This is a genomic window from Flavobacterium notoginsengisoli (genome assembly GCF_014207905.1).
Classification (GTDB): Bacteria; Bacteroidota; Bacteroidia; order Flavobacteriales; family Flavobacteriaceae; genus Flavobacterium; species Flavobacterium notoginsengisoli_A.
Genome location: NZ_JACHLB010000010.1, coordinates 64,310 through 85,310 on the forward strand (window position 1 = coordinate 64,310; position 21,001 = coordinate 85,310).

The window sequence follows — 21,001 nt, forward strand, 5'->3', positions numbered from 1 at the left end:
TTATTAATTGTAAGTGTTAAGGAAACATTAAAATAACATTAGAAAGTGTTAATAAATCGTTTGTGATTTTAAGAAATAATTATGATGTTTGCGAACTACTAATTCAAAATAACTTAAAATGAAATTAAAATTAAAATGGATTTGTACGCTCCTTGTAGCGTTATCTATGCAGTTTTCTTTTGCTCAGGAGAGAACTGTAACTGGAAAGGTATCTGATAAGACAGGTGTTATTCCAGGAGTAAATGTCCTTGTGAAAGGATCTAAAACAAGTACTCAGACAGATTTTGATGGAAGCTATTCTATCAAAGCAAAAACGGGTGATGTTTTGATTTTCTCTTACGTAGGAATGAACAACAAAAATGTAACCGTAGGAACTTCTAACACAATTAGCGTTGAATTGGAGTCTGAGGCACAATTAATGAACGAAGTTGTGGTTGTTGGTTACGGTGTACAGAAAAGAAAAGAGGTAACAGGATCTATCTCTAAAATTGCTGGAAAAGACATTGCTAACTTAGTTACTCCATCTTTCGAAGGTGTTTTAGCTGGTAGAGCAACGGGAGTTCAGGTTTTAACAAATACTGGTCTTTTGGGTGCTGCTCCAAAAATTAGAATTAGAGGTATCGGATCTATTTCTGGTAGTACAGAGCCATTAATTGTAGTAGATGGTATTCCAATTTTTTCTGGAGATATTGGAGGAGTTTCTGCAACAAACGGTTTAGCAGATATTAATCCTGAAGATATTGAGTCTTTTGATGTATTAAAAGATGGAGCTGCAACGGCTATTTATGGATCTCGTGCTGCCAATGGGGTAATTTTGATTACAACTAAGAGTGGTAAAAAAGGTACTTTAAAAGTAAGCTATTCAAGCGTTTTTGGTGTTGCAAGTGCTGCTAAAACATACGATTTGTTGCAAACTCCGGACTTCTTGGTGATTTCTAATGAGAAAAGAACAAACGCAGGCCAAACTCCTTGGGCTGTTGGAAATACGTACAATACAGATTGGCAAGCAGCTGTTTTAAGAAATGCTCCACAAGTAACGCATAATCTTAATTTTAGCGGAGGTTCTGAGAAAACTAAATACTACTTGTCTTTAGGACTTTCAGATATGGATGGTATCAACTTGGCTAATAGCATGAAAAAATACTCTATTAGAACAAACATTGATCAGGAAATAAACAAATGGTTAAGTGTTGGAACAAACTTAGCTGTAAGTAGAACAGAATACGATGGTTTGAATAGTAATGCTAGTGGTCTTTCTGGAAACATCTTTAATACAATCAGACAGTTACCTAATATTCCAATTTATGATGCTTTAGATCCAACAGGATACAACCTTTCAGCAAATAATGCTACAGTTGGTCAGTGGGATAACACGGCAGCTGTTGGGGATAACATTACAAACATCATGTATGTTTTAGACCACAATAAATACAAGTCTACAACAACGAGAATTATCGCAAGTGCTTATGCAAATGCGCAAATTACTAAAGATTTAAGCTATAAATTACAAATTAGTGCTGATAATGCTATGACTGATGGTTTTCAATATTGGAACCCTATTCATGGTGATGGACGTGGATCTAATGGTTTAGTTTACCAAGATAACAGAAATCTTTTGAGATGGAACTGGCAAAATATCTTGAACTACAAACATACTTTTGCAGAAAACCACAACATTGGTTTAACAGGAGTTGCTGAATACCAAAAATCTAGAGACAAATTGTTATGGGGTCAAGGAAGTGACATCATTAGTGATTTCTTTGATGAGAATCTTGTAACAAATACATTCAACACTAAAGATGCAGGTGGAGGTATTACAGAAAAAGGTATTATTTCTTACTTAGGTCGTTTTACTTATAACTTTAAAGAAAAATACTTTTTACAAGCTTCTCTTAGACGTGACGGAATTTCACAATTTGAATCTGATGTTAGATACCACAACTTCCCTGGAGTTTCTGCTGGTTGGACAGTTTCTAAAGAAAGTTTCATGGAAGGAATTAGCGGAGTGCTTTCTGATTTGAAATTCAGAGGTTCTTATTCTGAAGTAGGTAACGTTGATGTATTGAATGGTGCAGCTTATCCTTCTAAAGACCTTACAATTGGTTCTCCTTATGGGCCATCAAACGGAATTGGATACTACCAATTTAGTAATCCTTTATTGCAGTGGGAAACTTCTAGTAAAGTTGACTTTGGTGTAGATTTAGGATTCATGAACAATCGTTTGACTTTAGCTTTTGATTATTTCAAAAATAACATTGATAACTTAGTGTTGGCAGCTCCAACATCTCCTTCTATTGGTATTCCAAATAATACAGTTAACCAAAACGTTGGTAAAATGTACAATCAAGGATATGAGTTCTCTCTTAACTTTAAAGCAATCAATACGCAAAATTTCTCTTGGGATCTTTCTTCTAACTTAACTCTTACTAAGAATAAAGTTACAGCTCTTTACCAAGGACAGTCTATCGTAGGTGGTTCTTCTACAGATACAAATATTGCCCCAAATATTATTATTGCTGAAGGTGAGTCAATCAACTCTTTATATGGTTTCCAATATTGGGGAGTTAACCCTGCAAATGGTAACCCAGTTTATTACAAAGCAGATGGAAGTTTAGTTCAAGGTAATTTAAGTACTCAAACTTACTTCAAATTTGATGCTAATAACCCAGGTGGACCGATGGATGCTACAACAGCAGCTACTTTAAGTACAGCTGATAAAAAGATCTTAGGAAATACATTGCCAACATATTATGGGTCAGTTTCATCTAATATGAAATATAAAAACATCGATTTTGGTTTCATGTTCAGATTTAGTGGAGGAAATGAAATCTTCAACTCTACAAGAAGAGAGTTGATGAATCAAAACTTCAACAATAACGGAACTGAAATCTTAGGAAGATGGCAAAGTGCTGCTAATCCTGGAGACGGATGGACACCAAGATTATATGCAAGTTCAAATACATTTACTAACCTTTCTGGAAGTGCTAGTACACGTTTTGTTGAAAAAGGAGATTTTATCTCACTTGATAACATTACTTTAGGTTATACATTGCCAAAAGTATTATTAGACAAAATTGGTGTAGATACATTTAGACTTTTTGTTCAAGGACAAAACATCTGGTTAATTTCAGATTACAAAGGATTGAATCCTGAAATGGAAACTTCTGGAGTAGATATTAATGGTACTCCACGTGCAAAAGTGGTATCAGTTGGATTAAATGTAAGTTTATAATAAAGAAATATGAAAAATATAATAAAAACAATTTTACTTTCTGCAGTGGTACTTGGGATGAGTTCATGTACAGAAGAAAAAGTAATCGATCTAAAGCCGATCAACAATATCTTAAGTCCTGATGCTTTTACTACACCTACATTAATATCAACATATATGAATGGGGTTTATAATGCAGCTGCAATAGGACAGTATAATGCCGCTCCAACTAGCCCGAACGGTGGTCGTGGATATGTATGGGGAGCAGCTTATGTTGAACAAGGTGAAGCTAGAGGAGAAGATGTTGTGAATATGGCAACTTTCTATGAGTTAACTTATAGAGGTACTTATGATCCAACAACTGCTAATAACGTTTACTATTGGGTTGATGGTTACAGATTGATCAACAGATGTAACCTTATGATTGAAGGAACTAATGAAGCTGTAGCAAAAGGTATTATTACTAAAGCAATTGGTGACAATTATATTGGACAGTCTAAATTCTTAAGAGCAATTACGCACTTAGAATTATTGACTTATTTTGCTAGACCTTATCACTATACTCCTGGTGCAACTCACCCTGGTATTCCTTACAGAACAGTTGGAGTAAATACATTCGAAGAAATTGAGTCTGAATCTGCAAAACCAAGAAATACAGTAGCGGATTGTTATGATAAAATTTTAGCTGATTTAAATGATGCTGAGGCTTTAATTACTTCAGGTAGCAGTACTGCTTTTGCATCTAGACCAATTGGTAGAGCTTCTAAGTGGGCAGCTATTGCTTTCAAAACTAGACTTTATCTTCAAAAAAGAGATTGGCCAAATGTTTTGGTTGAAGGAGCTAAATTAAACGGAGCTTTTGCATTAACTGCAGATCCATACGCACCTTTCCAAAACACTACTGGAACTAATGCTAGTAACTCAGAGTCTATTTTCTCTATTCAGCATTCAGCTACGGCTAATCCAGGTGTAAATGCTGCTTTAGCTAGTATCTTAAAAGATAGAGCTTTAGTATGTATCAGCCCAATCATTTGGAGAGATCCACAATGGTTAGCTGATGATAAACGTAGAGAAGATGGAAAGTTTATCTATACAGCATCTAGCATTAAATATACTAACAAGTATACAGATGTGACAAACAGAACTGATGCTGCTCCAATTATTAGATATGCTGAAGTAGTGTTGAATATGGCTGAAGCTCAAGCTCGTCAATCAAATTTACCGGCAGCTTTAACTTTATTAAACTCTGTAAGAAACAGATCTTTGGCAAATCCAACTACTCAGGCTTATACAGCTGCTTCTTTTACAACAGATGCTGCAATGGTTGCTGCTATTCTTAAAGAAAGAAGAATTGAGTTTTTACAAGAAGGACGTAGATGGACTGATATTCACAGATTACAAGGAGATCCAATAGCAGCGGTTGCTACAAGCGGTATTCCTGCTAAAATGGCAAATGCTGCGCCTACTGCTGCTGCATTCGTTTTAGGAAATACTTATGTAATAGCTACTCCTATTGCGGCAATTCCTGCAGCTGACCGTAGATTCTTATGGCCAATACCACAATTAGAAATGAATACAAATCCAGGTTTAGGACAAAATCCTGATTGGTAATAGGTAATTATTTTGAATTTTTTTTGGGAGCCCCGTATACTTTTGTATACGGGGTTTTCGTTTCAAAATAGTGAAACAATTTTCACTTTATATTATATATTATGTTTTTTCGTTAATACGTTTTTATCTTTACCTTTGCTCAGCATATTTTGTCAAAATAAATTTATACAAAGTCATCAAATGAGAATATTCATTTTCCTATATCTATTAGTTTTACCAACTTTATTGTTTTCTCAAGAAAAAAAAGCCGCTCCTAAAAAGGATTTAGATATGAATACGGAATATTCTAGTATTACAGATACCGTAAAGAAGAAAAAAGCGAAAATAGCAACCATAGACCAATATAAGATAGTTACCTTAGAGCATGATACTATTTATGCAGATACTTCGCTGACTATAAAAAGTGCTTACAGGCAAAATCATCTTAGAAAAGACCTTTTCGGACTTTTGGAGTTTTCGAATATCGGGCAACCATTAAATACATTGCAATATAGTTTGACAAGTTTTTCTCCGTATCCTGAAATAGGATTTACAGGAAAACATTCTAATTATATGCAGGCAGATCAAATAAGGTATTATTCTGCAGCAACGCCTTTTACGGAATTGTTTTTTAATACAACAATTAATAAAGGACAGAATGTAGATTCCTTTATCACTTTAAATACATCAAAGAATCTTAATTTTTCAATCGCTTATAGAGGTTTAAGATCTGAGGGAGATTATATTAATCAATTAGTTAGCGCAGGTAATTTCAGATTTACAACTAGTTATGCTACAACTAGCAGGCGTTATGCGATCAACGCGCATTTTGCTAATCAAGATATAATGAACGAAGAAAATGGAGGGATCACAAATGTGTCCAATTTTGAAAGTGATGATCCCGATTTTAAAAACCGACAAAGATTGCAGGTTTATTTAACAGATGCAGAATCTCTATTGAAAGGAAGAAGATTATTTTTTGATCATGCCTTTAGAGTCAATCCAACTGATGGAAATAATAATTTATATCTAACGCATCAGTTTAATTATGAGTATAAAAATTATAATTATAAACAGCCAACTGTAGCTTCTTCAATTACAGATAATAATAATGTTACTACAAAAGTAAATCGTTTCGGAGATTCTTATGTAGCAAGCAACATCAATGATGAAACAAAATATGAAAGGCTGTATAATAAAGTAGGAGCTGCTTATGAGAACTCTCTTTTAGGGAAGTTTAACTTTTTTATAGACGATTACAGATCCAATTATAAATACGAAAGAGTCATTGTTGATTCTTTAGGTCATGCAGTTCCGGCTAATTTATATATGCAGATTAATAATGTGGGAGGTCAATATGAATATCAGAAAAATAAATGGAACGGTAGATTTTTATATTCAAGATCAATTACCAATCAATCGCTTTCAGATTTAGATGCTAAATTGAGATACGATTTAAACGAAAAAATCAAGTTTGATTTTAGATATCGTAACATCAATAAACTGCCAAATAATAATTATAATTTATTTCAAAGTAGTTGGATTTCATATAATTGGTCGCATAATTTCAAAAATGAAAAAATAAATTCGTTAAGTGCAGAAATAACAACTCCTTGGTTAACAGGACAAGTTCAATACACTGTACTGAAAGATCATTTGTATTTTAGAGACACGTCGGCAGTAGCAAATGTTCAAATTGTTACACCAGAACAGTATGGGAATGTCATAAATTATTTAGAAATAAAAGCTAGCCGTGAATTTAAATTTGGTCCTTTTGCATTAGATAATACACTTTTATATCAAAAAGTAGATCAATCAGATTTGATTTTAAACGTTCCAGATTTTGTAACCAGAAATACGTTTTATTATTCAAATCATTTTTTCAAAAAAGCATTGTTTATTCAAACAGGTATTGTATTTAATTATCTGACGAAATATTATGGAGATGATTACAATCCGGTTGTTGCAGAATTCTTTGTTCAGCAAGAAAAAAAGACGGGCGGTTTTGCCACATTTGATCTCTTTGTAAATGCTAGAATTCGTCAGACACGTTTTTACTTAAAAGCGGAACACATAAATGCGCTTTTCTCACAAAGCGATTATTACTCGGCACCTAATAATCCTTATCGTGATTTTGTATTGCGTTTTGGTTTAGTTTGGAATTTCTTCCAATAAAAGCCGAATTTAATTAGAACCACTATCTTAAACTCAAATAAAAATGGACTTTTCAAAAAACATTTTAGAAACAATTGGCAACACGCCATTGGTAAAACTCAACAAAATTGTTGCTGAAATTGATGCGTTAGTATTGGCAAAAGTCGAAACCTTTAATCCAGGTAATTCTGTGAAAGACAGAATGGCTGTAAAAATGATTGAAGATGCAGAGGCTGATGGCCGATTGAAACCTGGAGGAACTATTATTGAAGGAACTTCAGGAAATACAGGAATGGGATTAGCACTTGTAGCAATCGTAAAAGGATATAAGTTAATTTGCGTAATCTCAGATAAACAGTCTAAAGAAAAAATGGACATTCTTCGTGCTGTTGGAGCCAAGGTTGTTGTTTGTCCTACAGATGTAGAACCGACAGATCCTCGATCTTACTATTCGGTTTCTAAGCGTTTGGCAGAAGAAACACCAAATTCTTGGTATGTAAATCAGTATGATAACATGTCAAATTCATTGGCACATTACGAACAAACAGGTCCAGAAATTTGGAAACAAACTGAGGGTAAAATCACGCATTTCGTAGTTGGTGTTGGAACGGGAGGAACAATTTCTGGTGTTGGAAAATATTTGAAAGAGAAAAATCCAAACATTAAAATTTGGGGAATCGATACTTATGGTTCAGTTTTTAAAAAATACCACGAAACTGGAATTTTTGATGAGAATGAAATTTATTCTTACATAACAGAAGGAATTGGAGAAGATATTTTACCTAAAAATGTCGATTTCTCTTTAATAGATGGATTTACAAAAGTAACAGATAAAGATGCAGCGGTTTATACTAGAAAAATTGCTTTAGAGGAAGCTATTTTTGTTGGAAATTCTGCCGGAGCATGTATTAAAGGTTTACTCCAGTTAAAAGAACATTTTAAACCTGATGATGTTGTTGTAGTGCTTTTTCATGATTCTGGAAGCCGTTATGTTGGTAAAATGTTCAATGATGATTGGATGCGTGAACGTGGATTTTTAGAAGAAAACGTTACTAAGGCCGAAGATGTGATTAAAGATCATATTGATAAAGAATTAATTGTTGTACGTACAGAAGAATTAGTTTCGCACGCAATTGAACGTATGCGTAAGTATAAAATTTCGCAAATTCCTGTTGTCGATATTAACGGATTTGTCGGCTCTGTTGATGAAACAGACTTATTTAGAAGTTATGTGGCAGATAAAAATGTAGCCGAAAAACCAATTAAAGAAGTAATGGGAAAACCATTTCCAATTGTAAAATTAGGAACGCCAATCGAAGAAGTGTCAAAACTTTTCTCAAAAGAAAATGATGCAGTATTGGTTGACTTAGGAAATGGACACCATCATATTATTACGAAATATGATATTATCGGTTCGATAAAATAGGGATCTAAAAATAAAATTAATCCATAAATCTGATTGTTTAACGATTGGATTTGTGGATTTTTCATTTAAAAATTTAAAATGAATTTTACAGCAATTGATTTTGAAACAGCAACTGGATATCATCCTTGTTCGGTAGGAATTGTTACAGTTCAAAACGGGGTAATTATAGACGAATTTGTGTCTTTAATTAAGCCTCCAAATAATGAATATAATCCATTTACTATCCGTGTTCATGGGATTTATCCTAAAGATACAATTAATGCGAAATCTTTTTTTCAAGTTTATCCCGAAATTGAAAAGAGATTGAAAAATCGTGTTGTTGTGGCGCATAACGAAAGTTTTGATCGTAATGTTTTAATGAAAACAATGTTGCTTCATGGCTTGAATTACGAGGATTTAAACATTGCAGCAAAATGGGAGTGTACCGTCAAAATCTATAAAGCAAAAGGATTTAAACCAACAAAATTAAGTGATTGTTGTCGCCAAATGAATATCCAGCTTAATCATCACGAGGCTTTGTCAGATGCGCGTGCTTGCGCTAAACTATATATGCTTAAATAAATTATTTTTTGTAAGAAAAGTAATAAAAAAATATTATTTTTAGATTTTAAAAATATGCTTTAAAATTTAAAAATGAGAGAAGACTTTCTTCATTATCTCTGGAAATTCAAGAAGTTTGATTCTTTGAATTTAAAAACTGCTAAAGGAGAGGTAATTACAGTTCTTAAAATAGGTGATTATTTGGAGCTTTCGGGCCCGGATTTTTTCAACGCCCATATAGAAATTGGAAATCAAAAATGGGCAGGCAATGTTGAGATCCATTTAAAATCTTCAGATTGGTATCTTCACAATCATGAAAATGATCCTGCATATAAAAATGTTATTCTGCATGTAGTGTGGGAAAATGATACAGCAATTTTTAGAGAAGACAATACAGAAATTCCTGTTTTGGTTCTTAAAGATTATGTGGAAAAAGAAATAATTGAAAACTACAGCGCATTAGTTTCTCCAAAAACTTGGATTTCATGTGAGAAGCAACTGAAGGATGTAGATCGATTTGTTTTTGCGAGCTGGAAAGAGAGATTATTTTTAGAACGTTTAGAACGTAAATCTAAGTTTATTTATGATTTATTAGAAGAGACAAATAAAGATTGGGAAGCTGTTTTGTTTTGCCTTTTAGCAAAGAATTTTGGTTTAAATACGAATGGAAATTCCTTTCTGCAAATTGCTAAATCAATTCCGTTTTCAATTATTAGAAAAGAAAGTTTTGAAAACGAAAACCTCGAAGCGTTATTCTTTGGGACTGCTGGTTTATTAAATGTGGAAAAAGAAGACATCTATTTTAAAGATTTAAAATTTAGATATTTTTATTTGCTGCATAAATATCAATTAGAGAGAACGTTTGTAGAACCGCTGCAATTTTTTAAACTCCGCCCAGATAATTTTCCAACAATTAGACTTTCGCAGTTGGCAGGTTTATATCACAAGTATCAAAACTTATTTTCTAAAGTAATCGATTTAAAAGCTGTTGATAGTGTTTATAATTTGTTTGCTGTTTCGGTAAGTAATTATTGGATAGATCATTATCAATTTGATAAAGAAAGTCCTAAGAAAGCAAAGTCATTATCAAAATCGTTTTTAGATTTGATAGTTATAAACACTATTATTCCTATTCAGTTTGCTTATTCTGCTACATTAGGAGAAACCGATATCGAAAATTTAATGGATTTCATGAATGAAGTCGCGCCAGAGAAAAATGCGGTAATAGATAAATTTAATTCGTTTGGAATAAAATCAAAAAATGCATTTGAAAGTCAGACTTTATTAGAACTAAAAAATGAATATTGTAATCATAAAGCTTGTTTGAAATGTGGAATTGGAGTAGAGCTTCTAAAAAATAATTAGATAATTTTGTATTTTTGTAACTCACATTATTATGTGAAATCTAAAATCTTAACTCAAAAATCTAAAATTATAAAATGTCTGCTATTTTAAAACTTAAATTCTTTTTTGAAAAATACGGTTTTCATGTTTCTTCAAGATTGGCAGATAAACTTGGAATGCGCGTAACAAATGTGAGATTGTTTTTTATTTATATCTCTTTTGTTACAGCTGGTTTAGGATTTGGAGTCTATCTGACTTTGGCATTTTGGATTCGATTGAAAGATTTAATTCGCTCAAAAAGAACATCAGTATTTGATTTATAAAAAAAAGCTCCAAATTTAGATTTGGAGCTTTTTATTTGAAAATAGTATTTTTTATTCTTCAGTAGTATCTTGATTAAGTCTTGATCTTTTCTTGCTGTATCCGAAATAAACCAGAATACCAATAGCAAGCCAGCCAAGTGATAATAATTGAGCATCGATACTCAAATTGATAATTAAATATGTATTGATTGCAATACCTAATACTGCAATAACTGGCAATGCAGGAACTTTAAATGTTCTGTTTAATCCAGGTTGTTTAACTCTCAAGATCCAAACAGCAATACAAACCATTGTAAAGGCAAATAAAGTACCGAAACTTGTCATATCTGCTAACTTGTTAATTGGGGTAAATGCGGCAACTGTAGCGATGATACCTCCTAAAATCATTAAGTTAGTTTTTGGCGTTCCAGAAATAGGATTTACTTTAGAGAAAACAGATGGAATTAAACCGTCTTTAGACATTCCAAGGAAAATTCTAGATTGTCCCATAATCATTACCATTAATACAGAAACTAAACCAATTGTAGCAGCAATTGTAATAATAAATCCTGCCCAACCTTGTCCTGCAATGTCAAAAGCATAAGCAACAGGAGCTTTAATAGCTTCTGGATATTTTCCTAGTGGGTTAAAGTCTTGGTAATTCATCATTCCTGTTAATACTAAAGAAACAAGAATATATAAAGTTGTACAGATTAATAATGAAGCAATAATAGCAAACGGAACATCTTTTTTAGGATTGATAGCTTCTCCAGCTTGTGTAGATACGGCATCAAAACCAACATAAGCAAAGAAAATTGCTGCAGCTCCCGAAACAATACCTCCAATTCCGTAAGCATTGTGAGTAGTTTCCTTTTCAATAATTTGAGTGGCTTCTGGAATAAATGGGCTCCAGTTTGCAGTATTAATAAAGAAAAGACCAGCAATAATTACGAAGATCACCGCAGATACTTTAAGGATAACAATTGCATTATTTGCTTTTGCAGCACTTTTTGTTCCTTTAATAAGTAATGAAATAACTAGTATAACGATTAAGAAAGCAGGAAGATTCATTGAAAATCCTTCTCCTGTGTAGCTTGTAGGGTCTGTTGTAAGCCATTCAGGGAGTTGAATGTGAAATATTTTAAGCAATTTATTAAAATATCCTGACCAGGAAACGGCGACGGTCATCGAGCCCATTGCATATTCGAGAATAAGTCCCCAGCCAATTATCCAAGCAAAAATTTCTCCAATAGTACCATAAGCATATGCATAAGCAGATCCTTCAACAGGTAATATCGAAGCAAATTCAGAATAGCAAAGAGCCGCAAATACACAGGCAATACCTGCAATAATAAACGAAATTGCTAATGCTGGACCTGCATGATAATAAGCCCCAGTACCAGTAAGTACAAAAATTCCTCCACCGATAATGGCACCAACACCAATGGCAGTAAGACTCCATTTTCCTAGGACTCTCTTTAAATCACTTTTTTTCATATCAGCCTCAAAGGCAGATATTGGTTTAACTCTCCAAATTGACATACTATTTTATTGGTTTATTTGTTATTAAGTGCCAAATGTATTGTTTTTTGTAAAAAATAAAAACATTTATCATGTTTTAAGTTATAAAATCTTTATTTTTTTTACAGTACTCTCAAGAATATTTCCTTATGTGTTGACATTCATTAAATTAATTGCTTATTTATAAAACATTCAATAATTTTTTAAAAACTACTTTTCTTACTAATTTTTATTGATAAATTTGAAAGTTTTTTCTTTCTTTTTTATTTAGTTATAAAACTAAAGTTTTTTTTATATCATGAATTTCAAGCAGTTTAGTAGGTTTTTTCATTTTTCAAAGCAACAGCAAATAGGAGTATTTATTCTCTTTGTTATAATAATTGGATTGCAGTTTTTCTATTTATTTTCTGATTTTGAAGTTTTGGATATAAAAGACCTAAATAAAGATAAGTGGATGGCTTATCAATCTGAAATAGATAGACTTAAATTAAATACAGAAGGTAAAAAAACGACTAATTATCCGTTTAATCCTAATTTTATTTCTGATTATAAAGGTTATAAATTAGGAATGACCGTTGAAGAGATAGATCGTTTAATGAAATTCCGAAAAGAAAATAAATATGTAAACTCGCCAGAAGAGTTTCGGAAAATCACAGGAATTTCAGATTCATTATTGAAAAAGATAGCTCCCTTATTTAAATTTCCAAATTGGACAAAGCAAAAAGCCAATTTAAAAGCACAGCAAATAGATTTTGTTCGAAATGATTTTCCAAAAAAAGAAAAGCTGAAAGTAATGGATATCAATGAAGCTAGTCAAGAAGATTTGATGAAATTATATGGAATTGGAGAAGGATTATCAGGAAGAATACTAAAGCAAAAAGAGATTCTAGGTTGTTTTGTTTCAATGGAGCAGATGAAAGACATTTGGGGACTTTCGCCAGAAGTTATAGCTGAATTAAATACTCATTTTAAAGCGGTAATTCCTCCGACATTAAAGAAAATAAATGTCAATGATGCGTCTTTAAAAGAGTTGTCGCAATTTTCATATTTCAAATATGCCTTAGCAAAACAAATTGTAACATATAGAAGTATGAATGGAAATTTTAAGAATATTGAGGATTTAGCAAAAATTAAAGATTTTCCTGTAGAAAAAGCAAAAATAATTAGTTTATATTTGGAGTTCTAAAAAGAACACGACCAATGAATTTTGATTATAACGAAACACAAATAATGATTGCACAGTCAATAAAAGACTTTGCAGAAAAAAACATGAGACCTTACATAATGGAATGGGATGAAGCTCAAATTTTTCCAGTTCCTTTATTCAAACAGCTTGGAGAAATGGGATTTATGGGGGTTTTAGTGCCGGAAGAATATGGTGGCTCAGGTTTAGGATATCATGAATATGTAACTATTATAGAGGAGATTTCGAAAGTAGATCCTTCAATAGGTCTGTCAGTTGCGGCTCACAATTCTTTGTGTACGAATCATATTTTAACTTTTGGAAATGAAGAGCAGAAGAAAAAGTGGCTTCCTAAATTAGCTTCGGCAGAATATTTAGGAGCTTGGGGATTAACAGAGCATAATACGGGCTCTGATGCAGGCGGAATGAACACAACTGCGGTAAAAGATGGAGATCATTGGATAGTAAATGGAGCTAAAAATTTTATAACACATGCTATTTCAGGAGATATTGCTGTTGTAGTGGTTCGAACTGGAGAAAAAGGAGATTCAAAAGGAATGACAGCTTTTGTGTTCGAAAAAGGAATGCCAGGTTTCACATCGGGTAAAAAAGAGAATAAGTTAGGAATGAGGGCTAGTGAAACAGCGGAATTGGTTTTTGATAATTGTCGTATCCCTGATGAAAATAGGTTAGGCGAAGTGGGTCAAGGTTTTATTCAGGCGATGAAAATTCTAGACGGAGGAAGAATTTCGATAGGGGCTTTGTCCTTAGGAATTGCTAAAGGAGCTTACGAGGCGGCACTGAAATATTCAAAAGAAAGACATCAGTTTGGTCAGCCAATTAGTAGTTTTCAAGGGATTTCATTTAAATTGGCAGATATGGCAACAGAAATCGAAGCTTCTGAGTTATTATTGCACAAAGCCGCATACTTAAAACAACAACATAAACCAGTTACAACATCTGGAGCAATGGCAAAAATGTATGCTTCAGAAGCTTGCGTTAAAATTGCGAATGATGCAGTTCAGATTCATGGTGGGTACGGTTATACTAAAGATTTTCCTGTCGAAAAATTTTACAGAGATTCAAAATTATGTACAATCGGTGAAGGAACAACAGAGATTCAAAAATTAGTGATTTCTAGAAATTTATTGAAAGATTAAAGTTTTATAGGCACTTTAATATTCTGTAAATTCTATTCTGAAAAAATAATTCATAATTTATGGCTTGTATTTAATAATTAATTTTTACATTTGCAGCCTTAACGAGAGGAGGTGTCTATATTATGTTAATTATACCAATTAAAGACGGAGAAAATATCGATAGAGCATTAAAGCGCTATAAAAGAAAATTTGATAAAACAGGAACTGTTCGTCAATTAAGAGCACGTACTGCTTTTATTAAGCCATCTGTTATTAAAAGAGCTCAAATTCAAAAAGCGGCTTACATTCAAGGCTTGAAAGATAGTTTAGAAAGTTAATATCAGCTTTTAAAAATAATAACCGTTAGTAATCAAAATGTTTTAATTTTGATTCTAACGGTTTTTTTATGTTTAATTTTGAGATATTTTATTTTCTATGAAGACAAATAAAGAGGCTTTTTGTGACTATCTGCTATTGGAGAAAAAATATTCTTCTCATACTGTTAATGCGTATTTGGGGGATTTAACTGCTTTTGAGGTTTTTGTTGCAGAAGAATTCGGTCAAGAGAATGCTGATTTGGTTAATTATGGGCAGATTCGAAGTTGGATTGTTTCTTTGGTAGATCAGGATGTTTCTAATGTTTCAGTTAATAGGAAAGTGGCATCGCTAAAAGCTTTTTATAAATTTCTTTTGAAATCAAAGCAAATTGAAATTAATCCGATGTTGAAGCATAAGTCTTTGAAAACGCCTAAAGTGGTTCAGGTTCCTTTTTCTGAAAAAGAAATAAAAGATTTGATGGAGCAAATTGATGACCCTGTTGGATTCGAAGAAATCCGTGATAAATTGATTGTTGAGATGTTTTATGTGACGGGAATGCGTCGTGCAGAGCTGATTGGTTTGCAATTGAAAAATATAGATTGTTCTGCGGGATTGATAAAAGTTTTGGGTAAAAGAAATAAAGAGCGTTTGATTCCTATTTTGTCAATAATATCTAGTCAGATTGATATATATATAAAGGAGCGGGACGGTTTAGAAAATATTGTTGATTCGGATTATTTTTTTGTTTCGAAAAAAGGATTAAAATTGAGTGAATCTTTTGTATATCGTTTAATAAATTCATACTTTAGTAGAGTCTCAGAAAAGGTGAAAAAAAGTCCGCATGTGCTTCGTCATACTTTTGCAACTCATCTATTAAATAATGGGGCAGATTTGAATTCAGTTAAAGAGTTGTTAGGGCATTCTAGTTTGGCATCTACGCAAGTTTATACTCATAATAGTTTGGCGGAACTTAAAAAGGTGTATATAGGTGCGCATCCGCGGAATAAATAATAATTCTAAAATGTTAATCCTAAAATTTTTATTATGAAGGTAGATGTTCATGCAGTTAACTTTACTGTTGACAGAAAATTGGTCGATTTTATTCAGGAGAGAATGGATAAGTTGGAGAAATACTATGATCGTGTAGTTTCGTCAGATGTTTTTTTGAAGGTTGAAAGAACTAGTGATAAAGAAAATAAAGCGGTGGAGATTAAGATTAATGTTCCTGGGGATGATTTTTTGGTTAAAAAACAGTGTAAGACATTTGAGGAAGCGGTAGAGCTTTCTGCGGAATCGTTAGAACGTTTACTTGTGAAAAGGAAAGAAAAAATAAGAGCACACATTTAATTGAAATTTTTTTTGAAAAATGTTTTGATTAAAAGATAAAATAGCTACATTTGCAGTCCGTTAGAAATAGCGGACTTTTTTATTGCATTCGCCGATGTAGCTCAGCTGGCTAGAGCAGCTGATTTGTAATCAGCAGGTCGTGGGTTCGAGTCCCTCTATCGGCTCAAAATAATTCAAATGCGATTTGAATTTGTTCATTAAAATAATGAGATTTTAAAACTAGGGGAGATACTCAAGCGGCCAACGAGGGCAGACTGTAAATCTGCTGTGTGAACTTCGCAGGTTCGAATCCTGCTCTCCCCACAAAAAAAGAGATTGAGGTTTAGTGTTTTAGGTTTTAGGGATCTAAAATCTAAATTCGAAAATCTAAAATCAGAACTCTCTGCCGGTGTAGCTCAGGGGTAGAGTGCTTCCTTGGTAAGGAAGAGGTCTCGGGTTCAAATCCCGACATTGGCTCAAGTAAGTAGGAAATTGAAAATTAATATATAACTAAGATTAAAAATTAAGTAAAATGGCAAAGGAGAATTTTAATCGTTCCAAACCGCACTTAAACATAGGTACAATTGGACACGTAGATCACGGAAAAACTACATTAACTGCTGCAATTACAAAAGTATTGTCAGATGCTGGTTACTGTCAAGCAAAATCGTTTGATCAAATCGATAACGCTCCAGAGGAGAAAGAAAGAGGTATTACTATTAATACATCTCACGTAGAGTATGAAACAGCTAACCGTCACTACGCTCACGTTGACTGTCCAGGTCACGCGGATTACGTAAAGAACATGGTTACTGGAGCTGCTCAAATGGACGGAGCTATCTTAGTAGTTGCTGCTACAGATGGTCCAATGCCACAAACTCGTGAGCACATCCTTTTAGGTCGTCAGGTTGGTATTCCAAGAATCGTTGTTTTCATGAACAAAGTGGATATGGTTGATGATGCTGAGTTATTAGAGCTTGTTGAAATGGAAATTAGAGATTTATTATCTTTCTACGAATATGATGGAGATAATGGTCCTGTAGTTCAAGGTTCTGCTTTAGGAGGATTAAACAATGATCCAAACTGGGTACCTAAAATTATCGAATTAATGGAAGCTGTTGATGCTTGGATCGAAGAGCCAGTACGTGACGTTGCTAAACCATTCTTGATGCCAGTTGAGGACGTATTTACAATTACAGGTCGTGGAACTGTTGCTACAGGTCGTATCGAAACTGGAGTTGCTAACACTGGAGATCCTGTTGAAATCATTGGTATGGGAGCTGAAAAATTAACTTCTACTATTACAGGAGTTGAGATGTTCCGTAAAATCCTTGATAGAGGTGAAGCTGGAGATAACGTAGGTTTATTGTTAAGAGGTATTGATAAAGCTGATATCAAAAGAGGTATGGTTATTATTAAGCCAGGTTCAGTAAAACCACACGCTAAATTCAAAGCTGAGGTTTATATCTTGAAAAAAGAAGAAGGTGGACGTCACACTCCATTCCACAATAACTACCGTCCACAGTTCTACGTACGTACAACTGACGTAACAGGAGTTATTTCTTTACCAGCAGGTGTAGAGATGGTAATGCCAGGTGATAACTTAACTATTGAGGTTGCTTTATTAAGCCCAATCGCTATGAACGTAGGTTTACGTTTCGCTATCCGTGAAGGTGGTAGAACAGTTGGTGCTGGTCAGGTAACTGAAATCGTAGAGTAATTCTATAAAAATAAATAAGAAAGCCAGTGATTATTTTTTAATCACTGGCTTTAATTACGGGCGTAGTTCAAGGGTAGAATAGCGGTCTCCAAAACCGTTGATGGGGGTTCGAATCCCTCCGCCCGTGCAATAAAAAATATATCAAATGACAAAAGTTACTAATTATTTATCAGAGGCTTTCGAAGAGTTAAAGTCAAATGTTACTTGGCCAGCTTGGGCTGAAGTTCAAAAATTGACAATTGTTGTGTCTGTATTTTCGATTCTATTTGCTTTGGCAACTTGGGGAGTAGACGAATTTTTTGCAAAAGCTTTGGCTGGATTTTTTAACTGGTTAAAAGGATAATTTTTTTGTGATGGCAGATAATAATGTGAAAAAATGGTACGTAGTTAGAGCGGTTAGTGGTCAAGAGAATAAAGTGAAAGCTTATATTGAGACTGAGATTGCTAGATTAGGTATGGAGGATTATGTTTCCCAAGTTTTGGTTCCTACTGAAAAAGTAGTTACTGTAAAAGATGGGAAAAAATCATCTAAGGATAAAGTGTATTTTCCTGGATATGTTATGATCGAAGCTAACTTGGTTGGTGAGATTCCTCATATTATTAAGTCAATTACTAGTGTTATTGGATTTTTAGGAGAAACTAAAGGAGGAGAACCTGTTCCTTTAAGATTGTCTGAAGTCAACCGTATGTTAGGAAAAGTGGATGAACTAGCTGTAAATACAGATACACGTTCTATACCATTTAGTGTTGGAGAAACGGTTAAGGTTATTGATGGACCTTTCAATGGATTTAATGGATCTGTTGAAAAAATCAATGAAGAGAAGCGTAAACTTGAAGTAATGGTTAAGATTTTCGGAAGAAAAACTCCATTAGAGTTAAGTTTTATGCAAGTTGAAAAAGTATAATTTTTTGTTACACTATAATAAACCATTGTGATCGCTTCCATTGATCACAGTGTTAAATTTTTTAAAAATGGCTAAAGAAATTAGTAAGGTAGTTAAACTACAAGTTAAGGGAGGTGCTGCGAACCCGTCGCCACCGGTTGGACCTGCTTTAGGAGCTGCTGGGGTTAACATCATGGAGTTTTGTAAGCAATTTAATGCTAGAACTCAAGATAAACCTGGCAAAATTTGTCCAGTGCAAATCACTGTGTACAAAGACAAATCATTTGATTTTGTTGTTAAGACTCCTCCAGCAGCAGTTCAGTTAATGGAAGCTGCAAAGCTAAAATCTGGTTCTGGTGAGCCTAATCGTAAAAAAGTAGCTAGCGTTACTTGGGAACAAATTAGAACTATTGCTGAAGACAAAATGCCAGACTTAAATGCTTTCACAATTGAGAAAGCTATGAGTATGGTTGCTGGAACAGCTAGATCTATGGGTATAACTGTATCAGGAGATGCTCCTTTTTAATTAAGAAAAAGAAATGGCAAAATTAACAAAAAAGCAAAAAGAGGCTGCTTCAAAAATTGAAAAGAACAAATTATACTCTTTAAAAGATGCTGCTGCATTAATTAAAGTTGTTGCTTCTGCAAAATTTGATGAGTCTGTTGATATCGCAGTTCGTTTGGGTGTTGATCCAAGAAAAGCGAATCAAATGGTTAGAGGTGTAGTTACATTACCTCACGGAACAGGAAAAGACGTTAAAGTATTAGCATTGGTTACTCCAGATAAAGAAGCTGAAGCAAGAGAAGCTGGAGCAGATCACGTTGGTCTTGACGATTACTTACAAAAAATTAAAGACGGTTGGACAGATGTTGATGTGATCATTACTATGCCTGCTGTTATGGGTAAATTAGGTCCATTAGGTCGTATTTTAGGACCTAGAGGTTTAATGCCAAACCCTAAGACAGGTACTGTAACTATGGATGTTGCAAAAGCTGTTCAAGAAGTTAAAGCTGGTAAAATTGACTTTAAAGTTGATAAAACTGGTATCGTTCACGCTGGTATTGGTAAAGTTTCTTTCGGAGCTGAGCAAATCGTTGAGAACGCACACGAAATTATTCAAACATTAATAAAACTTAAACCAACTGCTGCTAAAGGTACATACATTAAAGGTATTCACCTTACAAGCACAATGAGTCCTGCTATCGCATTAGACCCTAAAGCAGTATAATTGGTAGTTAAAAATTTTTAGTATGACTAGAGAAGAAAAATCAATCGCGATTGAAAATTTAACTGCGCAGTTAGCTGGTACAAATATCATTTACATTTCTGATATTTCTGGTTTAAACGCAGAGATAACTTCAAACTTACGTAGAGCTTGTTTCAAAGCAGGTATCAAATTAGAAGTTGTAAAGAACACTTTGCTTGCAAAAGCAATGGAAGCTTCTGATAATGATTATGGTGATTTACCTACAGTTTTATCAGGTAACAGTGCTATCTTTATTTCTGATGTTGCTAACGCACCTGGAAAAATTATCAAAGATTTCCGTAAGAAATCTGATAAACCAGTTTTAAAAGGAGCTTACATCAATTCTGAAGTATATATTGGGGATAACCAATTAGATGCATTAGCTACAATTAAATCTAAAGAAGAGCTTATTGGAGAAATCATTGGATTATTACAATCTCCAGCTCAAAGAATTATTTCTGCTTTACAAAACAAATTCGCAGGAAGCGAAGAAGAAGGAGCAGAGTAATTATAGTGAGGGAGTTTGCTTCCTTGCTGCTTAATTAGGCACAATAAATAAATTATATTTTTTACAAATCATTTTAAACGATAGAGAAAATGGCAGATTTGAAACAATTCGCAGAACAATTAGTTAACTTAACAGTTAAAGAAGTTAACGAATTAGCAACAATATTAAAAGACGAGTACGGGATCGAGCCTGCTGCTGCAGCTGTAGTAGTTGCTGCTGGTGGTGGAGACGGTGCTGCTGAAGAAGCACAAACTGAATTTACAGTTGTATTGAAAGATGCAGGAGCTTCTAAATTAGCTGTTGTAAAATTAGTTAAAGAATTAACTGGTTTAGGTCTTAAAGAAGCTAAAGATGTAGTTGACGGTGCACCAAGCAACGTTAAAGAAGGTGTTTCTAAAGAAGAGGCTGAAGGTCTTAAAAAATCTTTAGAAGAGGCTGGAGCTACTGTTGAGCTTAAATAATTAAACTCAGTTTAGAACTAGGTTTAGACCTTGGATGGCAACATCCAAGGGTCTAAACCATTTTTCGTATAATAAAATATATTAAATTTTATTATTCCATAGTTTAAAATACGAAAAAGTTTTTGAT

20 protein-coding genes and 4 tRNA genes are annotated in these 21,001 nt (G+C 33.5%); 23 read left to right on the forward strand and 1 reads right to left on the reverse strand.

The window, feature by feature from the left end; all coding sequences use genetic code 11:
* Positions 1-118: 118 nt before the first annotated feature.
* From HNP35_RS22345 to HNP35_RS22375, 7 genes are all read left to right on the forward strand, one after another.
* Positions 119-3,232 carry a SusC/RagA family TonB-linked outer membrane protein gene (locus HNP35_RS22345; RefSeq protein WP_184167667.1) on the forward strand — a complete coding sequence of 1,038 codons (3,114 nt, stop codon included), beginning with the start codon at positions 119-121 and terminating at the stop codon, positions 3,230-3,232.
* Between the two features lie 9 nt (positions 3,233-3,241).
* Complete coding sequence (locus HNP35_RS22350; RefSeq protein WP_184167664.1) at positions 3,242-4,822, forward strand: RagB/SusD family nutrient uptake outer membrane protein; 1,581 nt, start codon at positions 3,242-3,244, stop codon at positions 4,820-4,822.
* A gap of 180 nt (positions 4,823-5,002) precedes the next feature.
* Positions 5,003-6,976 carry a putative porin gene (locus tag HNP35_RS22355; protein ID WP_184167661.1) on the forward strand — a complete coding sequence of 658 codons (1,974 nt, stop codon included), beginning with the start codon at positions 5,003-5,005 and terminating at the stop codon, positions 6,974-6,976.
* A 43-nt stretch (positions 6,977-7,019) separates the two neighbouring features.
* Entirely contained in the window at positions 7,020-8,381 is a 1,362-nt protein-coding gene (locus HNP35_RS22360; protein ID WP_184167658.1) for a pyridoxal-phosphate dependent enzyme, read from the forward strand.
* Between the two features lie 78 nt (positions 8,382-8,459).
* A complete protein-coding gene (locus HNP35_RS22365; protein ID WP_184167654.1) occupies positions 8,460-8,942 on the forward strand; it encodes a 3'-5' exonuclease in 483 nt (160 codons plus the stop codon).
* 72 nt (positions 8,943-9,014) lie between these two features.
* Positions 9,015-10,286 (forward strand): DUF2851 family protein, encoded by a 1,272-nt coding sequence (locus tag HNP35_RS22370; protein WP_184167651.1) that lies wholly within the window; start codon positions 9,015-9,017, stop codon positions 10,284-10,286.
* A 74-nt stretch (positions 10,287-10,360) separates the two neighbouring features.
* Positions 10,361-10,588, forward strand: a complete 228-nt coding sequence (locus HNP35_RS22375) for a PspC family transcriptional regulator (protein WP_026730439.1) — start codon at positions 10,361-10,363, stop codon at positions 10,586-10,588.
* A 51-nt stretch (positions 10,589-10,639) separates the two neighbouring features.
* On the opposite strand, the gene HNP35_RS22380 is transcribed toward HNP35_RS22375, so the two are convergent.
* Positions 10,640-12,109: an APC family permease gene (locus tag HNP35_RS22380; protein WP_184167648.1), complete on the reverse strand. Its 1,470-nt coding sequence runs from the start codon at positions 12,107-12,109 to the stop codon at positions 10,640-10,642.
* A gap of 433 nt (positions 12,110-12,542) precedes the next feature.
* Between HNP35_RS22380 and HNP35_RS22385 the strand changes: the two genes are divergently transcribed.
* The 16 genes from HNP35_RS22385 to rplL all read left to right on the forward strand — a co-directional run bounded on the left by HNP35_RS22385 (position 12,543) and on the right by rplL (position 20,874).
* Entirely contained in the window at positions 12,543-13,274 is a 732-nt protein-coding gene (locus tag HNP35_RS22385) for a ComEA family DNA-binding protein (RefSeq protein WP_317618028.1), read from the forward strand.
* A gap of 14 nt (positions 13,275-13,288) precedes the next feature.
* Positions 13,289-14,431: an acyl-CoA dehydrogenase family protein gene (locus tag HNP35_RS22390; protein WP_184167641.1), complete on the forward strand. Its 1,143-nt coding sequence runs from the start codon at positions 13,289-13,291 to the stop codon at positions 14,429-14,431.
* Between the two features lie 122 nt (positions 14,432-14,553).
* Complete coding sequence (rpsU, locus tag HNP35_RS22395; protein ID WP_026730435.1) at positions 14,554-14,748, forward strand: 30S ribosomal protein S21; 195 nt, start codon at positions 14,554-14,556, stop codon at positions 14,746-14,748.
* A gap of 97 nt (positions 14,749-14,845) precedes the next feature.
* The gene (locus HNP35_RS22400; protein ID WP_184167638.1) at positions 14,846-15,739 is read left to right on the forward strand and encodes a tyrosine-type recombinase/integrase; all 894 of its coding nucleotides are present in this window, start codon (positions 14,846-14,848) and stop codon (positions 15,737-15,739) included.
* Between the two features lie 33 nt (positions 15,740-15,772).
* Positions 15,773-16,075: a ribosome hibernation-promoting factor, HPF/YfiA family gene (gene hpf / locus HNP35_RS22405; protein ID WP_035652108.1), complete on the forward strand. Its 303-nt coding sequence runs from the start codon at positions 15,773-15,775 to the stop codon at positions 16,073-16,075.
* Positions 16,076-16,165: 90 nt separating this feature from the next.
* Positions 16,166-16,239 (forward strand) — tRNA-Thr (locus tag HNP35_RS22410).
* A gap of 58 nt (positions 16,240-16,297) precedes the next feature.
* Positions 16,298-16,378: transfer RNA gene (locus HNP35_RS22415), tRNA-Tyr, on the forward strand.
* An 81-nt stretch (positions 16,379-16,459) separates the two neighbouring features.
* A tRNA-Thr gene (locus tag HNP35_RS22420) sits at positions 16,460-16,531 on the forward strand.
* A gap of 55 nt (positions 16,532-16,586) precedes the next feature.
* A complete protein-coding gene (tuf, locus tag HNP35_RS22425) occupies positions 16,587-17,774 on the forward strand; it encodes an elongation factor Tu (RefSeq protein ID WP_026730432.1) in 1,188 nt (395 codons plus the stop codon).
* A gap of 56 nt (positions 17,775-17,830) precedes the next feature.
* A tRNA-Trp gene (locus tag HNP35_RS22430) sits at positions 17,831-17,901 on the forward strand.
* An 18-nt stretch (positions 17,902-17,919) separates the two neighbouring features.
* Complete coding sequence (gene secE / locus HNP35_RS22435; RefSeq protein ID WP_184167635.1) at positions 17,920-18,117, forward strand: preprotein translocase subunit SecE; 198 nt, start codon at positions 17,920-17,922, stop codon at positions 18,115-18,117.
* Between the two features lie 10 nt (positions 18,118-18,127).
* Positions 18,128-18,679, forward strand: a complete 552-nt coding sequence (gene nusG / locus HNP35_RS22440; protein WP_008466925.1) for a transcription termination/antitermination protein NusG — start codon at positions 18,128-18,130, stop codon at positions 18,677-18,679.
* 67 nt (positions 18,680-18,746) lie between these two features.
* Positions 18,747-19,184, forward strand: a complete 438-nt coding sequence (rplK, locus tag HNP35_RS22445; protein ID WP_008466923.1) for a 50S ribosomal protein L11 — start codon at positions 18,747-18,749, stop codon at positions 19,182-19,184.
* Positions 19,185-19,197: 13 nt separating this feature from the next.
* Entirely contained in the window at positions 19,198-19,887 is a 690-nt protein-coding gene (gene rplA / locus HNP35_RS22450) for a 50S ribosomal protein L1 (protein WP_008466920.1), read from the forward strand.
* Positions 19,888-19,909: 22 nt separating this feature from the next.
* Positions 19,910-20,413, forward strand: coding sequence for a 50S ribosomal protein L10 (gene rplJ / locus HNP35_RS22455; RefSeq protein ID WP_184167632.1), 504 nt, complete (start codon positions 19,910-19,912; stop codon positions 20,411-20,413).
* 89 nt (positions 20,414-20,502) lie between these two features.
* On the forward strand, positions 20,503-20,874 hold the full coding sequence (rplL, locus tag HNP35_RS22460; protein ID WP_008466917.1) for a 50S ribosomal protein L7/L12: 372 nt from the start codon (positions 20,503-20,505) through the stop codon (positions 20,872-20,874).
* Positions 20,875-21,001: the final 127 nt, after the last annotated feature.